The sequence below is a fragment of the Haloprofundus halobius genome, from assembly GCF_020097835.1.
In the GTDB taxonomy this organism is placed as follows: domain Archaea; phylum Halobacteriota; class Halobacteria; order Halobacteriales; family Haloferacaceae; genus Haloprofundus; species Haloprofundus halobius.
In genome coordinates, this window is record NZ_CP083666.1 from 1,511,385 (window position 1) to 1,529,240 (window position 17,856).

The following is a 17,856-nucleotide window of genomic DNA, read 5'->3' on the forward strand; positions in this document are numbered from 1 at the left end:
GATCCGTCGAACCGTTAGGGAGGACGGGCAGGCGATTATTTTCCAGGCGAACGCGCAGTCATTTGGTCGCCGATGAAGCAATCTTTAGGACGTTCCAGTTCCACGCTCAGTACGTATGACGGACATCCAGACGACCACGGTCAGCGAAGAGGGCTACGCGAGTACGAGCGAAGTCAGCGACTTCGAACTCTCCATCGACGCGACGAGTGAACAGGGGCCGGACCCGAACTCGGTGCTCGTCGCGGACTACGCGTCGTGTTTCCTGCCCGCGTTCCGCGTCGGCGGGTCCCAGCGCGGCTTCGACGACCTCGGGAAGCTTCAGATCGACGCGGAGGCCGACCTCGACGACGACGACGACCTCACGGGCATTCGCTTCGACATCTACGTCGAAGCCGACCTCGGCGACGAAGTCGACGAAGTCGTCTCGCGCGCAGAGGACATCTGCCACGTCCACGCGGCGCTCCGCGAGGAACTTCAAGCCGACATCGCGGTCAACGACGGCGCGTTCTGAGCGCGCTCGATATCGAATTTTTGCGGAAGTGGAGGACGAAGAACCGAGTCGTTACTGTCGACGATAGCTTCGGTAGCTCATCGCGTAGCCGTCGACGATGACCGTCTCGCGCTCTTCGGGGTCGTACACGGGGCTCGTCGTCCGCTCGTCGCGGAAGCGGTAGGGACTGTCGTCACCTTCCATACCCGCTATTCGTCGTTCTCGTACAAAATAGTGAGGCGTGTTCTCACGAACCACGACACTCTCTCGGGTTCGGGTGACGACCGGTTCAGTCGTCGGCCGCGACGGCGGTCGGATCGTGGTCGACGCTCGTCCCGAGCACGTCGAGGAACTGCGCGAGCCACTCGGGGTGGTCCGACCAGTCGTGGCCGCGCTCCTCCAGATACGTCTGGTCGCCGCGGAAGTCGTGGACGGCGGTCTTGACCGTGTCACCGGTTTCCTTCTCGGGACAGACGGCGTCCACCCCGTGGCCGACCATCTCCAGCGCCTGGAACGGTACCATGAGTTCGAGGTCTTCGCCGAAGTCGCCGACGATCATGAGGAGTTTCTTGCCTGCCATAGCGTGAGAGGGTGCCGCACGAAGCGAGCTAACGTTTCGTCGGCCCGGAGGTCGTCTGCGCGTGGACGAGAGCACCGATTCCGAAGCAGCAGTCCACTCCCGAAGACAGTAGGACGTGCCCACCGACAGAGAACGCATGAGACGAACCGCCGTCGATGATGCCGATCCGATAGTCTTCGACGACGGTACAGCGCGTCGTAAACTCGCCGACCTACTGGCGACGACCGGCGTCGCACTCAACCGCTACCGCGTCCCGCCCGGAAGCGGACTACCCGGCGGTTTGCACGCACACGCTGACCAGGAGGAGCTGTTCCTCGTTACGGCGGGCGAGGCGACGTTCGAGACCCTGGACGGCGAGATGCTGGTCGAGGAGGAGGAGGCGATTCACTTCGCGCCCGGCGAGTTCCAATCCGGGAAAAACGATTCGGACGACGAACTCGTACTGTTCGCCGTCGGCGCACCCCGTGAGAGCCGCGACATCCGGGTCCCGCTTCGGTGCCGCGAGTGCGGCTACGACGACCTCCGTTTGGGATCCGTCGACGACGAACCCGGACTCGTCTGTCCCGCGTGTGACGCCACGTTTTCGCCGCAGCCGTGTCCCGCGTGCGGCCACGAGGAGATGCGTGTCGAACTGGGCGACGCCGGTCGACCCGTCACCGCGTGTCCCGGTTGCGGAGCCGAGTTCGAAGACCACATCTGAGCGGGTGCGAGAGCGGCGGTCCGATCGGCGACTACCCGTCCGCCAACACCCGCCCGATATCCGCGATGGAGTCGAGCACGTAGTCGGGGTCGACCGACGACTCGGCGAGCGCGCGGTCGTCGGTGATGCCCGTCTTGACGACCACCGTCGTCAGCCCCGCCGCCGCGCCGAGTGCGATGTCGGTGTCGAGTCTGTCGCCGACGACCAGACAGCGGTCGGCGTCGTGGCCGAGACGTTCGAGGGCCAAGTGACGGGCGTGCGCCGAGGGCTTGCCGAGCGTCGCGTCGGGCGAGCGGCCGGCGACGCCCGCGACGGCGTGGGTCATCGCCCCCGACCCCGGCACGTCGCGGTCGACCGCGGGAATCGTCATGTCGGGGTCGGTGCTCAGGAAGGGAACCGCCTCGTCTTCGAGCGCGACCATCGCCGCCACGAGGTCGTCGTAGTGAAAGTCGCGGTCGATGGAGACGACGACGGCGTCGGCCGCCGCGGGGTCGGTCGTCACGGTCAGTCCCGCGTCCCGGAACTGCTCTGTGAGTCCCGCCTCGCCGACGACGAAAAGCGAGTCGGCGGCGTGTTCGGCCTCGAGGTACGCCGTCGTCGCCGTCCCGGAGGTGAGCACCTCGTCGGGAGCGACATCGATACCGGCGCGGGCGAACCGCTCGGCGTACACCGGCGGCGCTTTCGCCGGGTTGTTCGAGAAGAAGACGCGGTCGACGCCCGCCGCTTCGAGCACGTCGAGTCCGTCGGTCGCGCCGGCGATCCGTTCGTTCCCTCTGAGCACTGTCCCGTCGACGTCGAGTATCGCCCCGCGAAACTCCATCGGACTCGGTACGCAGGTCGTGGAGTTGAATCCGGCGATGCGGCCCCGACAACGACTGCGCAAGCGACGGTGTCGTACGGCTACGACCGGTTCCGAACCAAAGAACAATGTAGCACGCATGCTTTTATCGGATACCGTGACGAACACGCAGTTGACGCTCATCCAGATAGACAACTACGGACCCTGGACGGTCACGCCCGAACCGCGACGGGAGATGGACCTCCAGACGCTGCAATCTCGCCTCTTTGCCGACCTCGCGCAGTTCGTCGGGAGCCGCGACGGCTACGTCTTCTTCACCCGCTTCGACAACATGGTCGCGGTGACCAACGGTCTCGACCGGACGGACCACGAACTCCTCCAGGAGTCGATCCGCAACCGCTACCCCGTCTCGCTGAGCCTCGGCGTCGGCGTCGACCAGAAACCCATCGACGCGCTCGAACGGGCGACGGAGGAGATCCAACTCGCCGGCAGCGCCCAGGACGGCGACCGCCGCGAAGTGCTCGGCGGCGAGTTTCACGCCCCGACCGGGAGGGACGACCTCCACATCGCTCACTTCGACGTGAACGACGCGACGGGCAAGTACACCGACCGACTCAACGAGTTTGACTCGTTCATCCACATCGAGCAGGGGTACGCCAGCCTGATGCGCCACATGCGCGAGGCGCACGGCGCGCTCTCCTTTTTCGTCGGCGGCGACAACATCATCTCCGTCTGCCCCGAACTCTCCGAGAACGAGTACCGAAGCGCCATCGACCACGTCGAGTCGGCGGTCGGCGTCGAGCTGAAAGTCGGCGTCGGCACCGGCGAGAGCGCCCACGTCGCCGGCTTCGCGGCCAAACACGCCCTCGAAGCGTGTCGCCACCGCGGCACGGTCGTCGAGTTCGAGGCCGCGCCGGCGTGCGTCGGCGACGACTGAACCCGACGATGCCCACCCGAACCGTGACGTTCACGGCCCCGCGCGAAGTCCGCGTCACGGAGTCGCCGGTTCCCACCCCCGAGGCTGACGAACTGCTCGTCGAGACGGAGTACTCGGGCGTCAGCCCCGGGACGGAACTGCTCATCTACCGCGGAGAGGCCCCCAAGAGCCTCGACGCCGACGAGACCATCGGCGCGCTCGGCGGGTCGCTCGACTACCCGCTCCGGTACGGCTACGCCGCTGTGGGCACCGTCGCCGCCGCCGGCGACGCCGTCGACGACGACTGGCTGGATCGGCGCGTGTTCGCGTTCAACCCCCACGAGAGCCACTTCTGTGCCACGCCCGACGAACTCCACACGGTACCCGACGACTGCTCGATGGCGGCGGCGTCGCTGCTGCCGAACGTCGAGACGGCCGTCAACTTCGCCATGGACGGCCGCCCGATGGTCGGCGAGCGCGTCGTCGTCTTCGGACAGGGTCTGGTCGGTCTGCTGACGACCGCCGTGCTCTCGTCGTTCCCGCTCGACGAACTGGTCACCGTCGACAGAATCGAGACGCGACGCGACCTCTCGCGGGCGTTCGGTGCCGACGAGAGCGTCCCACCCGACGAGGTCGAAGACCGTTTCGACCCCTCGGGACCGTCGGTGGACGGCGACGCACCCGGACGCACCAGCGGCGGCGCGGACCTCACCTTCGAACTCTCGGGGAATCCGGAGGCGCTGAACACCGCCATCGGCGTGACGGAGTACGACGGTCGCGTCGTCGTCGGGTCGTGGTACGGGACGAAACCGGCGACGCTCGACCTGGGCGGCCGGTTTCACCGCAGTCGAATCCGACTCGAAAACAGCCAGGTGAGCACGCTCGACCCGTCGCTGCGCGGACGCTGGGACAGCGACCGACGGCTCGACGTGGCGTGGGACCGCCTCGCCGAACTCGACGTCGAGCGCCTGCTCACTCACCGCGTCCCCGTGACGGAGGCGGCGCGCGCCTACGAGCGACTCGACACGGAGCCGTCGGACGCCGTGGGAATTCTCTTTACGTACCGCAACCCGTAGCGAGAGTATGTACTCGGTGACCGTCCGTCGCTCGTTCATCGCCCAGCACTTTCTGACGGTGCCCGACCCCGGTCCGGAGGGCGAACTCCACTCTCACCGCTTCCGCGTCGAACTGCGCTTCGAGGGGCCAACGTTGAACGAGTACGGCTATCTGGTCGACATCGACGAGGTGAAGGCGGCGTTGACGCCCGTCGTCGACCGCTACCGCGACGCGACGCTGAACGACCGACCCGAGTTCGAGGGGACGAACCCGAGCGTCGAGCGGTTCGCCCGTATCCTCTGTGAGGCGGTTCTCGACGAGGCGACGCTCGACGGACCCGAGCGCGTCCGCGTGACGATGTGGGAGGACGACGAGGCGTCGGCGGCCTACGAGACGGCGCTCTGAATGCGCGTCGGTTTTCTCGTCTACGGCGACCTCGACGAGCGCTCCGGGGGCTACCTCTACGACCGTCGAATCGCGGACGCCCTCCGGAGACGCGGCGACGAGGTCGTGACCTTCTCGCTACCCGAGCGGGGCTACCTCCGCTCGACGGCGGACAACTTCGACGCGTCCCTCCGGCGGCGCATCCGCTCTGCGAACCTCGACGTGCTGCTGCAGGACGAACTCTGCCACCCGTCGCTACCGTGGTTCAATCGCCGGCTGGATCTCGACGCGCCCGTCGTCGCCGTCGTCCACCACCTCCGCGCCGACGAACGACGGTCGCGGTGGCGAAACGCGCTCGTGAGACGGCTCGAACGGGCGTACCTCCGCTCGGTCGACGCGCTCGTGTGCAACAGCCAGGCGACGCGCCGGTCCGTCTCGCTGACGGTCGGCGACACTGAAGGCGAGGTCGACCGGAAACCCTCGGTCGTCGCCTACCCGGCGGGCGACCGATTCGAGTCGTTCGCGGGAACGGTCTCACCTACTCGCGTCCGCGAGCGGGCCGAAGACGGGCCGCTCCGCATCGTCTGCGTCGGCAACGTCACGAGGCGTAAGAACGTCGAGATACTGCTGGCCGGGCTGGAGCGGGTTCGAGACCCGTGGGAACTCGTCGTCGCTGGGAGCCTCGACGGGGACCCCGAGTACGTCGCGTCGCTTCGGGAGACGGTCGACCGACTCGCCCTCGACGACCGTGTCCGGTTCACCGGGCGGATAGACGACTCGGCGCTTGCAGCGCTGTACGAGCGCAGTCACCTCTTCGCGATGCCCTCGACGCACGAGGGATTCGGTATCGCCTACGTCGAGGCGATGGGGTTCGGACTCCCGGTCGTCGCCTCTGTTTCGGGCGGCGCGACCGAACTCGTCGCCGACGGGACGAGCGGCTATCTGGTCGACCCGCTCGACCCCACGGAGATCACCGACGCCGCCGCGCCGCTGTGTCGGAACCGGAACCGCCTCGCGCGGATGGGGCTAGCCGCGCTGGCGACGTACGAGGCGCATCCGACCTGGGCCGAGAGCGGCGCGCGCGTCGGCGCGTTTCTCGACTCGCTCGTCGGCGGGTAGCGAAACGAGATGAAGTGCTGACGACGGGACGGGAGCGATCGACGGGACGTATGGGAGGTGGACGTCGAAAAGCGGTCGAGGAGGAGGAGCGACGTTCGGAGACGCCCTGTCAGCAGGGTTACTTGCGCTCGCGGTGTCGGTGCTGGGCGTCGGTCCCCGACACGAGTTCGAGTTCGGGGACCTGCTCGTGCACGGCGAGCGGCCCGTGCACCTCGCGGACGTGCTGTCGAAGGTGTGGGATGTCCATGCCGACGAACTGCTCCTCGCAGTCGTCGACCGGGCACGAGCCGGTGTACTGGTACGGTTCGCCTCTGGGTCGGTCGCTCATCGCCGCTTCTTCCCGTTCATGGAGACGCCTACGTTTCCCCCTATGTAAACCTTCTTTTCTGCCGTGGTGAGCGTCACCGTACGAGGTTGCTCGAACCGGATTCCGAGTCGTCTGTCTCCGAGGGGGGCGGGTGGTCTCAGGCCGGTACGTCTCGGTCGTAGTCACCGTCCTATCGCTCTCGGTGCACCGCTGCACGTAGCGTGGGGCGGTCGATGTGCGGCGCCGAGGTCGGGTACTGCCTGCCCCTCCAAGCGCCACGCACGGTAACGTCACGTAAGCCCCAGTCCGAGACTCTCAGAGTCGTCACCGACCGCTCTAATCGGGCAGTGTGGCCGTGAGTTCTGTGACATTGTATTAACAGGCGTAGGCATTTTCCGTTGGAAAGGAGATTGTGTGAGTACTACTTTCGGACGGTGCGGGAGACCGTACTATCGGTGCAATCGATTCGAACGACGCGCAAGTACCTCGGAACATCAAACTGGAGAACAAGTGTGACTTGGACACGACGCGCCTTTCTAAAGCGCGGTTGTGCCGCCGGTGCAACCGCTGGGATGACCGCGACGGCCGGTTGTACAAGCGTGTCCGGCATCGGGGCAACGAACGCGGTGAAGGTGAGTTCGATGCGCTTCACCGAGGATATCGTCCTCGGGTACATGGCCCTCGAATCGCTACGTGCGAACACTAGTCTCACCGTTCTGGACGAGACGGGACTCGGCGGCGTTACGATGAACTTCCGCGCCGTCGACAACAGCGAGGTGACGCTGTACTGGCTGTACACGGGCGGCGCGTGGGCGACGATTCCGCCGAAACACGACCGCGTGATCCCCGACGCCGAGAAACTGTATCGAGCGGTGAAACGGGAGTTCGAGCGCGTGTACGACCTCCAGTATCTGAACCGGGCGCCGTTCAGTAACACGTACGTCCTCGTCGCGGACCCTCAGTGGGTCGAACAGACTGGCGTGAAGACGATGAGCGACTTCGCACGCTACGTCGACGGGGGGAACACCGACTTCACGGTCGTGATGGGCCCAGAGTTTCAGCAGCGTTCGGACGGGTGGCCGGGGCTGGCGAAACACTACGGCTTCGAGAAGCTGCGCGGCGAGTTGAACGTCCGCAACGTCGGCCCGTCGCTCACGTACCAGATAGCCGGCCAGGGGGGAGCCGAGGTCGGCATGGGGTTCAGCACCAATCCGAAGATCCGCAAGTACGGGCTGGAGACGCTCGAAGACGACGAACGGTTCTTCCCGATCTACAACCCCGCGCCGCTGGTCGACGGCGAGGCGCTCGACGCGATGCCCGCGATGCGCGAGCCGCTGAACGCCATCGGACCGACGCTCGACACGGACACGATCGTACGGCTCAACGATCTCGTCTCGCTACAGGGGCGGGACCCGCAGAACGTCGCGCGCGAGTACCTCCGGTCGGAGGGGTTGATATGATCGCCGCCGGGTCGTTTCTCGGCGAACTCGTCTCGTTCGCCGTGGAGAACGCCGGACGACTCGCGCGACTATCGTACGAACACGTCGTGATCACGCTCTGGACGCTCCTCATCGCGCTCCCGATCGCCATCTCGCTCGGCGTGCTCATCAGCTACTACGAGCGGGCCGCGACGGTCGTCCTCTGGGTCGCAGGGGTGCTGATGACGATTCCGGCGATCGCCTTCTTCGGCGTCCTCGTGCCCGTTCTCGGCATCGGCAACCCCCCGACGATCGCCGCGCTGGTCGCCTACACGCAGTTGCCGGTCATTCGGAACACGTACATCGGGCTCACTCGAGCCGACGACGCCGCCATCGAGGCCGGGACGGGACTCGGAATGACCCGGTTCGAACGCCTCCGACGCGTCCGACTCCCGGTGGCGCTGCCCGTGATGATGGCCGGCGTCAGAAACGCCGTCATCATCCTCGTCGGCCTCGCCGCGATCGGCGCGTTCATCGGCGCCGGCGGCCTCGGCGACTTCATCTTCTACGGGATCAGCGCCGGTGATACGGCGATGATCGTCGTCACCACGGTCGTCCTCTCGGTACTCGCGCTCGCGTTCGACTACGTCTTTGGGGTAATCGAAGAGGGGCTTCGGCTCCGCAACGGCGAGGAGGTCGACCGGGCGCTCCTGACTCGACTGCTCGCGACAGTTCACGCAAAACTCACATGATCCGATTCGAAAACGTCCACAAGCGGTACAGCGACGGAACGCACGCGGTCGACGGGCTCGATTTCGAGGTCGAGGACGGAACGACGACCGTCCTCGTCGGTCCCTCCGGCTGTGGCAAGACGACGACGATGAAGCTCGTCAACCGCCTGGAGGAACCGACCGATGGGGCCGTCTACTACGAGGGAACGGACGTCAGAGAACTCGAAGCGACCGAACTCCGCCGGCAGATCGGCTACGTGATCCAAGACATCGGTCTGTTCGACCACATGACCGTCGGGGAGAACGTCGCGACGGTGCCCGAACTGAAAGGGTGGGACGCCGAGCGCACCGACGAGCGGGTGGACGAACTGCTCGACCTGATGGGACTCCCGCCCGCGGAGTATCGCGAGCGCTACCCGTCTGACCTCTCCGGCGGCCAGCGCCAGCGCGTCGGCGTCGCCCGGGCACTCGCGGCCGGTCCCGACGTCATGCTGATGGACGAGCCGTTCGGCGCGCTCGACCCGATCACCCGGGAGGAACTGCAGGACGAGTTCATCGACATCCAACGGGAGATCGAGACGACGATTCTCTTCGTCACCCACGACATCGACGAGGCGCTGAAGATGGGAGACCGGATCGCGATCATGAAGGACGGCGAACTCGTCCAGTACGACACGCCGACCGCACTGCTGGACGCGCCGAAGACGAAGTTCGTCGAGGAGTTCATCGGCCCCGACCGGACGCTGAAACGGCTCCGCGTGCTCCGCGTCGAGGAGATCATGCGACCCGAGGTGCCGGACGAACACGCCGACGTTGTCGACGCGTTCCGGGGAAACGACGCCTTGATGGCCGACGGTGGCGAGATCGTGCCGGTGAGCCCCACGGACAGCGCCCAGGTCGCACTTTCGCGGTGCATCCAAGCCGGCGTGGAGGCGCTGCCCGTCGTCGAGGGAGCGGAGGTCGTCGGCGTCGTCACGGAGTCGGCGATCAGGAACCGCCAGTCGGGGGACAGATGACGGGATTCTTCGGGCTGCTCGCGGCGACGTGGACGTATCTGATCGCGAACCTCGATCGGTTCCTCGAACTGTTCCGCGAACATCTCGTGCTCGTGTTCGTCTCCGAGGCGCTGGCGGTGGCCGTCGCGATTCCCCTCGGAATCCTCGCGACCCGGGACGACCGCGTGAAGCGCGTGGTCGAGACCGTCGGCAACGTCGCTCAGACGATCCCCACACTCGCGATCATCGCGCTCATGTTCCCGCTTCTGGGACTGGGCTTTCTCCCCGCTCTGACGGGTCTGTTCGTGTACGCTCTGTTGCCGGTGCTGACGAACACCATCGTGGGGATCGAGAGCGTCGACGCCGGTACCGTGGAGGCAGCTCGCGGGATGGGGATGTCGGAGTGGACGCTCCTGCGAAAGATCCGCCTGCCGCTCGCGGTCCCCGTGATCTTCGCCGGTATCCGGACCAGTACGGTACTCAACGTCGGTACCGCGTACCTCGCGTTCTTCATCGGCGGCGGGGGACTCGGCGTCTGGGTGATCGGCGGGATCAAGCTGTTCAACACGCCCCAGCTCCTCGCCGGCGCGATCAGCGGTGCGTTGCTCGCTATCGTCCTCGACGGACTGCTCGCGCTGGTAGAACGACGGACCGGAGACGAGACGAGCGTCACCCAAACCGCCTCGACGAGTTGATCGGAGACGGGGAAGCTCATCGAGCGTGTGGGCGTGTCTGTTTCGGTGCTCGAATCGCCCAGAGCTTCAACTCTACCTCGAAATCCGAGAAAATGGAAATCGTCGGAAAGGGCGCGAGGCTCACGTCTTGCGGTTTTGGGTGTAGAACGTGAGGGTATGGGGTCGGAGGGATTTGAACCCCCGATCGACTGATATCTCCGGTCCGCCTCGGAACTCCAGAGGGTCGTCGTCGCGAACCGATGATCAGTCGGTCGCTCAGTATATCAGTCTGGAGTTTCGTCCCGGGCGTTGCCTCTGGAGTCAGTCGCCATGCCGGGCTTGGCCACGACCCCTCGTCAGTTCATTGTCGCAAAACCACTAAAGGGGTTTCGATTCGATTACCGGTCGTCGTCGGCCCACTCGCAGTCCTGACATTTGTAGCCGGTGACGAACTCGGTGACGCTCGGCATGTAACCGACGCTGAGGACGTTCCCGCCGCACTCCGGGCAGTCGAAGTCGGCGTCGTCGATGCTGTCGGCCTCCATCGGGCGTTCCCCCTCGACGAGTTCGGCGAGTCGCTCGGCGGTCACCATCCGACCCTCCACGACGCGGTTGCTCATACACGTCCCAGACGACGAACCCACCTAAGTTCTCTGTCTTCGTCGACACCTCGCTGTCGGCCCCGAATCTTACCAGTCTACGGAGTGAATACTCCGCTATGGTTGACGTTAGTGGACATCTCGGACTTGCATTGCTAGCGCTCTCACCGGCCTGGTTCCTCGTCGACCGTGACTCCGCAGCGCTGTTCGTCGCACTCGGACTCCCGTTCGGGATGCTTCCCGACGTCGACTTGTATCTGAGCAACGCGATAGGAACAGTCCAGCACCACGGCGTCACGCACACGCTTTTGTTCGTCGGAATCGTGAGTCTCCTCCTCGGACCGATTCTGGGTCGAACAGTCGTCCCGTGGCTCGCAAACCGCGGCTCGTTGTCGAGACCCGCCGACGCGCTCGACAGGCCAGCGACGTTCGCCACGCTCGCGGTGTTCGTCGGCGGTACTGCCCACATCTTCGGCGACATCCTCTCTGCGCCGGACGTCTCGCAGCCGATCGAGCCGCTGTGGCCGCTCGTTCCGGGGAGTGTCGGAATCGAGCTCGTCTACTACAACTCGAATCCGGTGAACTTCGGGCTGCTCACCGCCGGTATCCTGCTCAATGTCGGTCTCCGGTGGTGGCAGAAGTAGCGGCGGAGCCGAAACGGGGTAGTGAACCGTCGGTGCTCAGAGCCACGGCGCCCGCGAGTCGTCCTCGCCGGGGTAGCCGTACGCGGGACCGGACTCTTCTTCGGGGTCGTCGTCGCCGTGAACCGCCGACTGCGGGGCGTCGCCGCCGTCGGCGACCGGGTTGTCGACGACGCGGCCGTCCGAAGCCCGGTCGTCGGACACCCGACCGGTGGACGGCTGGTCCTCGTAGTCGCTCGGTTCGTCCGTCTCCGTGGCGTCGGCATCGTCGGACGCGCCGGGGTCGTACGAGAACACCGCCGTCACGCAGAGCACGCCGAGCGCGACGGGGTAGTGGGTGTTCATGATGCCCAGCACCGACAGCGCCAGCATCGCCAGCGCGACCGAACTTCCGAAGCGGAACAGGTCGATGTCGACTTTCCCGCGCAGGTGGTCGCCGAAGACGGCGACGCCGAGCGCGAAACCGACGCCGACGCCCGCGGCGGCCGCGCCCGCCAGCACGGTCACGGGGTCGAGGTCGACGACCAACTGCGCGCCCGCGGGGTCGAAACTCGCCACGAGCCCGAGGCCGATGATGACGCCGGGTCCGGGCAGATACTTGCCGATCTCGGCGCTCGCGGTCTTCGCCGCGATGGCGACGATGACGACGCCGGCGAAGCGCTCGAAGATGTCGATGTTGAGGAGGCTCTCGATGGTTCCGGCGAGCGCGGCTTCGACGGCCGCCAGCGGAATCAGCACCGCCCCCAAGAGGAGCACCGACTGTATCTGTTCGCGCCGCGTCCCGTCCATCTCCGCGAGGATGACCGCCATCGTCGCGGAGCCGCCGAAGATGAGCAGACCCGTCTCGACGATTCCCACCGGTGAGAACCCCGTCGCGCCGCTCGCCGTCGTCGTCGTCAGCGCGCCCGCTAACACGAGCGCGGGGAAGATACCGTCGACGAGCGGCAGCGCCATCACCGTCGCGAGCAGGCGCGTCGCGCCGCCGACCTGCTGCTCTAAACGCAGCGCAATCGGGTGCTGTGAGACACTCATCTGAGACTAACGGCCGTCACCTTCGGCCGAGCGGCGATACGAGCGCAAGCCCGAGGATGCGGACCACCACGGTCGTCCGCCGCCTACAAACCCCGATTTGATTGTGAGCCACATCGCTGTAAAGAGGGTGCCGGAGTTGCAGTCTGGTCGACCGGCAGTGCGCAGTGCGGCTGAACTCTCGGAGTTCATGGCTCAACTAATTCGGACAGAACTATTAAGTGTTGTGTGGGAAGCGAGGGCATACGTCAGCGTACTCGCGGCCTACTTTATAACAGTCGCCTACGATTTCACGAATAGTTACTCGCTGAGCTGTAGTATCCACACCACGACGCTTTGTATCGGGCGAATATTGCACCGGTTCCGCAGGGGCTCGTCCGTCGGTCGCATCGCGCCCGGTGTTGCACACAATCGTGGATATTCAGTACGCGCCGAGTGTGAAACATCCCCAAGAGGATGCTATCTCGCAACGTTTTTGTCGGGACGGCCAGGACCACTTACATGGCGAACGACGTTCCCGACGACACGTTCTCGGAGAAACTACGAGTACCGGACGCGCTGACGTTCGACGACGTCCTTCTGCGCCCGATGGAGAGCCGCGTCGAACCCGACGACGCGGACGTAGCGACGCGCGTTTCGAGAAACGTCGAACTCAACATTCCCGTGCTCTCGGCGGCGATGGACACCGTCACCGAGAGCGGCATGGCCATCGGGATGGCCCGCGAAGGCGGCCTCGGCGTGCTGCACCGCAACATGCCCGTCGAGGCGATGGTCGCCGAAGTCGAGAGAATCAAGCGCGCGGACGAACTCGTCATCCGCCGCGAGAACGTCGTCACGGCGAACCCGAGTCAGACTGTCCACGACGTCGACGAGATGATGGAGTCCGAAGGCGTCAGCGGCGCACCCGTCGTCGACGACGACGACGTGGTTCTTGGCATCATCTCCGGGACCGACATCCGCCCCTATCTCGAAGTCGGCGAGCGCGACGAAGTGCGCGAGGCGATGACCGACGAGGTCATCACCGCCGGCGAGGACGTCACCGCGCGCGACGCGCTCGAACTGATGTACGACTACAAGATCGAGCGCGTCCCCATCGTCGACGAGAACGACCGCCTGGTGGGACTGGTGACGATGCAGGGCATCCTCCAGCGCCGCGAACACGAGCACGCCGCCCGCGACGACGAGGGACGACTCGTCTCCGGCGTCGCCGTCGGCCCCTTCGAGACCGACCGCGCCGTCGCCGCCGACGAGGCGGGCGCGGACGTGCTGTTCATCGACTGCGCGCATGCGCACAACCTCAACGTCATCGACAGCGCCCGCGAGATCAAAGCCGAGGTGGACGCCGACGTCGTCGTCGGCAACATCGGCACACGCGAGGCCGCCGAAGCCGTCGTCGACTTCGCCGACGGCGTGAAGGTCGGCATCGGACCCGGTTCCATCTGTACGACGCGCGTCGTCACCGGGTCGGGGATGCCCCAGATCACGGCCGTCGCCGAAGTCGCCGACGTCGCGAGCGAGGAGAACGTCCCGGTCATCGCCGACGGCGGGATTCGCTACTCCGGCGACGCCATCAAGGCCATCGCCGCGGGTGCCGACGCGGTGATGCTCGGTTCCTACTTCGCGGGTACCGAGGAAGCGCCCGGGCGCGTCATCACGATGAACGGCAAGAAGTACAAGCAGTACCGCGGCATGGGCAGCGTCGGCGCGATGCGCTCGGGCGGCGGCGATCGCTACCTCAAGGACGCCGACGAGGACGAGGAGTTCGTCCCCGAGGGCGTCGAGGCTGCCACCCCGTACAAGGGGACGCTCGCCTCCGAACTCCACCAGCTCGTCGGCGGCATGAAGTCCGGGATGGGCTACGTCGGCGCGGAGACGCTCCCCAAATTCAAGGAGCGCGCCCGGTTCGTCCGCGTCTCCTCGGCGGGACAGACCGAAGGCCACCCCCACGACGTGATGATCACCGACGAAGCGCCGAACTACAGTCCGCAGGAGTAGTCGACGCCGCCGAGAATCGAGGCTCGACCGTCCCGCGACGCGGTCTTCGTGACGGAGAACCGAACGGACCGAAGGAACAGTTATTAATCGTTATGTTGTCGATTCGTCTCTGATGGATACCGCGGAGCTACGCCGGGCACTTGAGGACGCGGAGCTGTCGCCGTACCAGGCCGACGCCTACACGGCGCTGCTCCGGTTAGGGTCAGCCAGCGCCACCGGACTCGCCGACGCGTGTTCGGTGCCGACCGCTCGCATCTACGACGTCCTCCGCGACCTGGAGGCGAAAGGCTACATCGAAACGTACGAGCAGGACAACCTGCACGCGCGCGCGAACGAACCGCATTCGGTGCTCGCTTCCCTCCGCGGCAAGGCCGACCGGTTCACCGCCGCCGCCGCCGAGATCGAGGAGCTGTGGGAACAACCCGCCGTTGACGACCACATGGTTAGCATCGTCAAGCGGTTCGAGACGGTGTTCGACCGCGCCTGCGCCATCGTCCGCGAAGCGGAGACGGAGGTGCAGGTGTCGGCGACGACCGAGCAGTTCCGCCAACTCCGACCAGCGCTCGCGACGGCGTATAGCAACGGTGCAATCGTCAGCGTCTCGATACACACCGAGTCGGGCACGAACGCCAGCGAACTGCCGGACACGCTATCGTACGAGTCCGTCGCCACCGAGGTCCGACACCGGACGTTACCGGCCCCGTTCATCGTGCTCGCCGACCGGAGTCGGACGTGTTTCACGCCGCACGAGCGGTCGGTCAACCAGTACGGCGTCCTCGTCGACGACTACACGCTCACCTACGTCTTCCACTGGTACTTTCAGACTTGTCTCTGGGAGGTCTGGGAACCGATGTACGACGCGCGGCCGACCGAACCGCCGCTCGTCTACGCCGATATCAGACGGTTCGTTCGAGAGATGGAACCGCTTCTCACCGACGACACGACCGTCCGCGTCAGCGTGGAGGGGTTCGACACCGGGAACGGGGAACCGGTGTCGTTCGTCGGGACGCTCACCGAGGTCTCGTACGCGGGCGAGTCCACGAGCGGCGAACCGCCGCTCTCGCAACTGGCCGGCGAGACCGCTATCACCGTCGCCGTCGGCGACGACGTCCGAACCGTCGGCGGGTGGGGCGCGGTCGTCGAGGACGTCGAGGCGAACCGACTGACCGTCGAGGCGCTCACGTCCGCCCCGTAAAAGTCAAATTACTGACTTGTTCGCCGCTGCTATTTCGTCCACAAGAGGTATCTTGATATAGCGTCGTCCGACAAAGAGGTGATATGGGCGTTTGCCGGGCAACGGGGAGAGACAGATGACCGACGAAGCGCCGCTGGTCCTCGTCGTCGAAGACGAGTCGGACCTCGCGAACCTCTACGCGGCGTGGTTGGACGACGAGTACCGCGTCCGAACCGCCTACGGCGGTCACGAGGCCCTCTCCGAACTGGACGAGGACGTCGACGTCGTGCTTCTCGACAGACGGATGCCGGGCCTCTCGGGCGACGAAGTGCTCAGCGCAGTCAGAGACCGCGGTATCGACTGCCGCGTCGCGATGGTGACCGCCGTCGAACCCGACTTCGACATCGTCGAGATGGGGTTCGACGACTACCTCGTCAAACCCATCACACGCGAGTCGCTGCAGCGCACCGTCTCGAACCTCCTGCTCCGCAGCGAGTACGACGACGGCGTCCGCGAACTGTTCGCGCTCGCCTCGAAGAAAGCCGTACTGGAGGCCGAAAAGGACGAGTCGACGCTCGCCGAGACCGCCGAGTACCGGCAACTCGACGACCAACTCAGCGAAGTGCGGTCGCAACTCGACGAACGGTTGCAGGACGGCGACCACAACAGTTTCGTCGGGATGTATCGAGACATCGACCGCGACGACGAGTTCGGCTTCGACGAGTTCGACGAGTGAACGGACGGCCGGCGACCGACTCATCCGACACCCGGATCTCCGCTCCCCGACCGACTCACCCGCGTTCGATTCTCTCCGCCGGACCACGCCGGCAGTCAGTTCATCTCTCCGCGGAGTCGCCGTCCGTTAACTACCGCGCCTCCTCTCGGCTGACTACCGCCGTCCGTACCCCCACTCTTCCATCACGTCGACGACGTCGTCGACGTTTCTGAGTCCGGCCGTGACGACCGCTTCGCGCACGTCGAGCGACATCACGTCGTCGCCGTCGAATCGGCCGTCGAGGTCGCGTTCGAGCGCGTCGAGTCGCTCCGTCGTCGTCGGCCTGACGTAGACCGGCAACGCGTCGCGGTCGGCTTTCACCGTCCGACGCGCGAAGATGAACGGCAGCGAGGCGGTTCCGTTCGTCTCCTCTCCCTCTTCGCCGGTCGACTCCGTCTCGGCCGGCGAGTCACGGTCAGGAGACGACACCTCGGTACCGTTCTCGGCCGCCTCGGGCGTCGGGACGTCGCCGTAGGTGTCGCCGGCCGCGCCGTAACGATCGTCTTTCGTCATTGCGCCACCTCCACGTCGACGGCCGCCTCGACGCTCCCGCGTTCGACGATGCGGGCGACGGTGTCGAACTGGTCGAGTAGGTCCTCCTCGTACGGTCGGAGGTCTCTCGTTTCGGGACTGTCGGCGAACTCGAAGACGTTCATGTGGTTGCGCCACGCCTCCTTCAGCACGTCGCGCTTCCGGATGCCGAACGGCGTCACCGGTTTGCCGTTCGACTCCAGTTCGTCGCGGACTTCCCTATAGATGTTCGAGTCGCCGACTTCGTTGGGGACGACGGCCAAGATGCCGAGCGCGAACGACTCGTCGAACGTCCGGAAGCCGCGTTCCATGCTGTCGAGGGTGTCCTCCAGTCCGTCGATGGAGACGCTCCCCTTCCGCGTCAACTCGATAGGGATGACGACGTCGCGCGCGGCGACCAGCGCGTTGTCGACGAGGACGTTCAGCGTCGCCGGCGGGTCGACGAGGAAGTAGTCGTACTCGCTCGCCAGCGGCGCGAGCGACGAGCGCAACTGGAACTCCCGCAGCGAGGTGTTGCGCGCGGCCATCTCGCTCTCGATGTTCGCCAACCCCTCGTGTGAGGGAACTAAATCGAAGTGGCCCGCGTCGACGACGAGTTCGCTCGCGTCGCGCTCCTGGTCGAGGAGTACGTCGCCGAGGTGGTCGTCGTCGGTCGTCTTCAGATCGCCGAAGCCGACGTGGTCGGTCAGACTGCCGAGTTGGGGGTCCAAGTCGACGACGAGAACGTCCGCGTCCCGTCGTCCGAGCGCGGCGGCCGTGTTCGTCGCCATCGTCGTCTTCCCGACGCCGCCGGATTCGCTCCACATCGTCACTGCCCGTTTCATGCGCGGTGTTTCCGTGGACCTGCATATAAAGCTCCGTCAGACGGTCGTACCCTCCGGTCTCCCCAGTAAGCCCTGTAGATAGCCATCTACCGATATATACAGAGATATATCTATACAGC

At 65.7% G+C, this 17,856-nt stretch carries 23 protein-coding genes and 1 tRNA gene; 14 read left to right on the forward strand and 10 right to left on the reverse strand.

Going from position 1 to position 17,856, the window contains the following annotated elements; translation table 11 throughout:
• Positions 1 to 115 precede the first annotated feature (115 nt).
• Positions 116 to 511, forward strand: a complete 396-nt coding sequence (locus LAQ74_RS07910) for an OsmC family protein (protein WP_224336864.1) — start codon at positions 116 to 118, stop codon at positions 509 to 511.
• A gap of 51 nt (positions 512 to 562) precedes the next feature.
• Here the strand turns inward: LAQ74_RS07910 and LAQ74_RS20345 are convergent, their stop codons facing one another.
• Together LAQ74_RS20345 and LAQ74_RS07915 are read right to left on the reverse strand one after the other, a co-directional pair.
• A complete protein-coding gene (locus LAQ74_RS20345; protein ID WP_255647785.1) occupies positions 563 to 694 on the reverse strand; it encodes a hypothetical protein in 132 nt (43 codons plus the stop codon).
• 85 nt (positions 695 to 779) lie between these two features.
• Positions 780 to 1,070: a type 1 glutamine amidotransferase family protein gene (locus tag LAQ74_RS07915; protein WP_224336867.1), complete on the reverse strand. Its 291-nt coding sequence runs from the start codon at positions 1,068 to 1,070 to the stop codon at positions 780 to 782.
• A 136-nt stretch (positions 1,071 to 1,206) separates the two neighbouring features.
• Between LAQ74_RS07915 and LAQ74_RS07920 the strand changes: the two genes are divergently transcribed.
• Positions 1,207 to 1,770 (forward strand): cupin domain-containing protein, encoded by a 564-nt coding sequence (locus tag LAQ74_RS07920; protein ID WP_224336870.1) that lies wholly within the window; start codon positions 1,207 to 1,209, stop codon positions 1,768 to 1,770.
• 31 nt (positions 1,771 to 1,801) lie between these two features.
• On the opposite strand, the gene LAQ74_RS07925 is transcribed toward LAQ74_RS07920, so the two are convergent.
• Positions 1,802 to 2,590 (reverse strand): HAD-IIA family hydrolase, encoded by a 789-nt coding sequence (locus tag LAQ74_RS07925; protein WP_224336873.1) that lies wholly within the window; start codon positions 2,588 to 2,590, stop codon positions 1,802 to 1,804.
• A gap of 136 nt (positions 2,591 to 2,726) precedes the next feature.
• On the opposite strand from LAQ74_RS07925, the gene LAQ74_RS07930 reads away from it, so the two are divergent.
• From LAQ74_RS07930 to LAQ74_RS07945, 4 genes are read left to right on the forward strand one after another with little or no spacing between them, the layout of a single operon-like run.
• Positions 2,727 to 3,506 (forward strand): GTP cyclohydrolase III, encoded by a 780-nt coding sequence (locus tag LAQ74_RS07930; RefSeq protein WP_224336875.1) that lies wholly within the window; start codon positions 2,727 to 2,729, stop codon positions 3,504 to 3,506.
• An 8-nt stretch (positions 3,507 to 3,514) separates the two neighbouring features.
• Positions 3,515 to 4,561, forward strand: coding sequence for a zinc-dependent alcohol dehydrogenase (locus LAQ74_RS07935; RefSeq protein ID WP_224336878.1), 1,047 nt, complete (start codon positions 3,515 to 3,517; stop codon positions 4,559 to 4,561).
• A 7-nt stretch (positions 4,562 to 4,568) separates the two neighbouring features.
• Positions 4,569 to 4,946, forward strand: coding sequence for a 6-pyruvoyl trahydropterin synthase family protein (locus tag LAQ74_RS07940; RefSeq protein WP_224336881.1), 378 nt, complete (start codon positions 4,569 to 4,571; stop codon positions 4,944 to 4,946).
• The gene (locus LAQ74_RS07945) at positions 4,947 to 6,044 is read left to right on the forward strand and encodes a glycosyltransferase family 4 protein (RefSeq protein WP_224336883.1); all 1,098 of its coding nucleotides are present in this window, start codon (positions 4,947 to 4,949) and stop codon (positions 6,042 to 6,044) included.
• 118 nt (positions 6,045 to 6,162) lie between these two features.
• Here the strand turns inward: LAQ74_RS07945 and LAQ74_RS07950 are convergent, their stop codons facing one another.
• Positions 6,163 to 6,372, reverse strand: a complete 210-nt coding sequence (locus LAQ74_RS07950; RefSeq protein WP_224336886.1) for a hypothetical protein — start codon at positions 6,370 to 6,372, stop codon at positions 6,163 to 6,165.
• Between the two features lie 551 nt (positions 6,373 to 6,923).
• Between LAQ74_RS07950 and LAQ74_RS07955 the strand changes: the two genes are divergently transcribed.
• Genes LAQ74_RS07955 through LAQ74_RS07970 form a run of 4 tightly spaced genes read left to right on the forward strand, consistent with a single transcriptional unit; the run spans position 6,924 to position 10,190 of the window.
• Positions 6,924 to 7,811 (forward strand): glycine betaine ABC transporter substrate-binding protein, encoded by an 888-nt coding sequence (locus LAQ74_RS07955; protein WP_425498526.1) that lies wholly within the window; start codon positions 6,924 to 6,926, stop codon positions 7,809 to 7,811.
• Positions 7,808 to 8,521, forward strand: coding sequence for an ABC transporter permease (locus LAQ74_RS07960; RefSeq protein WP_224336890.1), 714 nt, complete (start codon positions 7,808 to 7,810; stop codon positions 8,519 to 8,521). Before LAQ74_RS07955 ends, LAQ74_RS07960 begins: the two co-directional genes overlap by 4 nt.
• Entirely contained in the window at positions 8,518 to 9,516 is a 999-nt protein-coding gene (locus LAQ74_RS07965) for an ABC transporter ATP-binding protein (RefSeq protein ID WP_224336893.1), read from the forward strand. The genes LAQ74_RS07960 and LAQ74_RS07965 overlap by 4 nt, the downstream gene beginning before the upstream one ends.
• Positions 9,513 to 10,190: an ABC transporter permease gene (locus LAQ74_RS07970; RefSeq protein WP_224336896.1), complete on the forward strand. Its 678-nt coding sequence runs from the start codon at positions 9,513 to 9,515 to the stop codon at positions 10,188 to 10,190. Before LAQ74_RS07965 ends, LAQ74_RS07970 begins: the two co-directional genes overlap by 4 nt.
• Positions 10,191 to 10,347: 157 nt before the next feature.
• Here LAQ74_RS07970 and LAQ74_RS07975 read toward each other — a convergent pair.
• Positions 10,348 to 10,522 (reverse strand) — tRNA-Trp (locus tag LAQ74_RS07975).
• A gap of 45 nt (positions 10,523 to 10,567) precedes the next feature.
• The gene (locus LAQ74_RS07980) at positions 10,568 to 10,789 is read right to left on the reverse strand and encodes a DUF5795 family protein (RefSeq protein WP_117591489.1); all 222 of its coding nucleotides are present in this window, start codon (positions 10,787 to 10,789) and stop codon (positions 10,568 to 10,570) included.
• 98 nt (positions 10,790 to 10,887) lie between these two features.
• Here LAQ74_RS07980 and LAQ74_RS07985 point away from each other — a divergent pair, with 98 nt between their 5' ends.
• Positions 10,888 to 11,412: a metal-dependent hydrolase gene (locus LAQ74_RS07985; RefSeq protein ID WP_224336898.1), complete on the forward strand. Its 525-nt coding sequence runs from the start codon at positions 10,888 to 10,890 to the stop codon at positions 11,410 to 11,412.
• A 36-nt stretch (positions 11,413 to 11,448) separates the two neighbouring features.
• Here LAQ74_RS07985 and LAQ74_RS07990 read toward each other — a convergent pair whose 3' ends face one another.
• Both LAQ74_RS07990 and LAQ74_RS20750 read right to left on the reverse strand, forming a co-directional pair.
• Positions 11,449 to 12,441: a DUF5794 domain-containing protein gene (locus LAQ74_RS07990; RefSeq protein WP_224336901.1), complete on the reverse strand. Its 993-nt coding sequence runs from the start codon at positions 12,439 to 12,441 to the stop codon at positions 11,449 to 11,451.
• Between the two features lie 6 nt (positions 12,442 to 12,447).
• Positions 12,448 to 12,630, reverse strand: coding sequence for a DUF8099 family protein (locus LAQ74_RS20750; protein ID WP_484494577.1), 183 nt, complete (start codon positions 12,628 to 12,630; stop codon positions 12,448 to 12,450).
• A 309-nt stretch (positions 12,631 to 12,939) separates the two neighbouring features.
• Between LAQ74_RS20750 and guaB the strand changes: the two genes are divergently transcribed.
• The 3 genes from guaB (at position 12,940) to LAQ74_RS08005 (ending at position 16,343) form a co-directional block, all read left to right on the forward strand.
• Positions 12,940 to 14,433 carry an IMP dehydrogenase gene (gene guaB, locus LAQ74_RS07995; RefSeq protein ID WP_224336904.1) on the forward strand — a complete coding sequence of 498 codons (1,494 nt, stop codon included), beginning with the start codon at positions 12,940 to 12,942 and terminating at the stop codon, positions 14,431 to 14,433.
• A 112-nt stretch (positions 14,434 to 14,545) separates the two neighbouring features.
• Positions 14,546 to 15,628, forward strand: a complete 1,083-nt coding sequence (locus tag LAQ74_RS08000) for a TrmB family transcriptional regulator (protein WP_224336907.1) — start codon at positions 14,546 to 14,548, stop codon at positions 15,626 to 15,628.
• A 115-nt stretch (positions 15,629 to 15,743) separates the two neighbouring features.
• Entirely contained in the window at positions 15,744 to 16,343 is a 600-nt protein-coding gene (locus LAQ74_RS08005) for a response regulator transcription factor (RefSeq protein ID WP_224336909.1), read from the forward strand.
• Positions 16,344 to 16,496: 153 nt separating this feature from the next.
• Here LAQ74_RS08005 and LAQ74_RS08010 read toward each other — a convergent pair whose 3' ends face one another.
• Both LAQ74_RS08010 and LAQ74_RS08015 read right to left on the reverse strand, forming a co-directional pair.
• Positions 16,497 to 16,895 carry a DUF7970 domain-containing protein gene (locus tag LAQ74_RS08010; RefSeq protein WP_224336911.1) on the reverse strand — a complete coding sequence of 133 codons (399 nt, stop codon included), beginning with the start codon at positions 16,893 to 16,895 and terminating at the stop codon, positions 16,497 to 16,499.
• Positions 16,892 to 17,737, reverse strand: coding sequence for a ParA family protein (locus LAQ74_RS08015; RefSeq protein WP_224336913.1), 846 nt, complete (start codon positions 17,735 to 17,737; stop codon positions 16,892 to 16,894). The genes LAQ74_RS08010 and LAQ74_RS08015 overlap by 4 nt, the downstream gene beginning before the upstream one ends.
• Positions 17,738 to 17,856: the final 119 nt, after the last annotated feature.

Coding starts and splice junctions, on each gene's coding strand:
- LAQ74_RS07910 (WP_224336864.1), top strand. CDS start 116: ATGACGGACATCCAGACGACCACGGTCAGCGAAGAGGGCTACGCGAGT.
- LAQ74_RS20345 (WP_255647785.1), bottom strand. CDS start 694: ATGGAAGGTGACGACAGTCCCTACCGCTTCCGCGACGAGCGGACGACG.
- LAQ74_RS07915 (WP_224336867.1), bottom strand. CDS start 1,070: ATGGCAGGCAAGAAACTCCTCATGATCGTCGGCGACTTCGGCGAAGAC.
- LAQ74_RS07920 (WP_224336870.1), top strand. CDS start 1,207: ATGAGACGAACCGCCGTCGATGATGCCGATCCGATAGTCTTCGACGAC.
- LAQ74_RS07925 (WP_224336873.1), bottom strand. CDS start 2,590: ATGGAGTTTCGCGGGGCGATACTCGACGTCGACGGGACAGTGCTCAGA.
- LAQ74_RS07935 (WP_224336878.1), top strand. CDS start 3,515: ATGCCCACCCGAACCGTGACGTTCACGGCCCCGCGCGAAGTCCGCGTC.
- LAQ74_RS07940 (WP_224336881.1), top strand. CDS start 4,569: ATGTACTCGGTGACCGTCCGTCGCTCGTTCATCGCCCAGCACTTTCTG.
- LAQ74_RS07945 (WP_224336883.1), top strand. CDS start 4,947: ATGCGCGTCGGTTTTCTCGTCTACGGCGACCTCGACGAGCGCTCCGGG.
- LAQ74_RS07950 (WP_224336886.1), bottom strand. CDS start 6,372: ATGAGCGACCGACCCAGAGGCGAACCGTACCAGTACACCGGCTCGTGC.
- LAQ74_RS07955 (WP_425498526.1), top strand. CDS start 6,924: ATGACCGCGACGGCCGGTTGTACAAGCGTGTCCGGCATCGGGGCAACG.
- LAQ74_RS07960 (WP_224336890.1), top strand. CDS start 7,808: ATGATCGCCGCCGGGTCGTTTCTCGGCGAACTCGTCTCGTTCGCCGTG.
- LAQ74_RS07965 (WP_224336893.1), top strand. CDS start 8,518: ATGATCCGATTCGAAAACGTCCACAAGCGGTACAGCGACGGAACGCAC.
- LAQ74_RS07970 (WP_224336896.1), top strand. CDS start 9,513: ATGACGGGATTCTTCGGGCTGCTCGCGGCGACGTGGACGTATCTGATC.
- LAQ74_RS07980 (WP_117591489.1), bottom strand. CDS start 10,789: ATGAGCAACCGCGTCGTGGAGGGTCGGATGGTGACCGCCGAGCGACTC.
- LAQ74_RS07985 (WP_224336898.1), top strand. CDS start 10,888: ATGGTTGACGTTAGTGGACATCTCGGACTTGCATTGCTAGCGCTCTCA.
- LAQ74_RS07990 (WP_224336901.1), bottom strand. CDS start 12,441: ATGAGTGTCTCACAGCACCCGATTGCGCTGCGTTTAGAGCAGCAGGTC.
- LAQ74_RS20750 (WP_484494577.1), bottom strand. CDS start 12,630: ATGAACTCCGAGAGTTCAGCCGCACTGCGCACTGCCGGTCGACCAGAC.
- guaB (WP_224336904.1), top strand. CDS start 12,940: ATGGCGAACGACGTTCCCGACGACACGTTCTCGGAGAAACTACGAGTA.
- LAQ74_RS08000 (WP_224336907.1), top strand. CDS start 14,546: ATGGATACCGCGGAGCTACGCCGGGCACTTGAGGACGCGGAGCTGTCG.
- LAQ74_RS08005 (WP_224336909.1), top strand. CDS start 15,744: ATGACCGACGAAGCGCCGCTGGTCCTCGTCGTCGAAGACGAGTCGGAC.
- LAQ74_RS08010 (WP_224336911.1), bottom strand. CDS start 16,895: ATGACGAAAGACGATCGTTACGGCGCGGCCGGCGACACCTACGGCGAC.
- LAQ74_RS08015 (WP_224336913.1), bottom strand. CDS start 17,737: ATGAAACGGGCAGTGACGATGTGGAGCGAATCCGGCGGCGTCGGGAAG.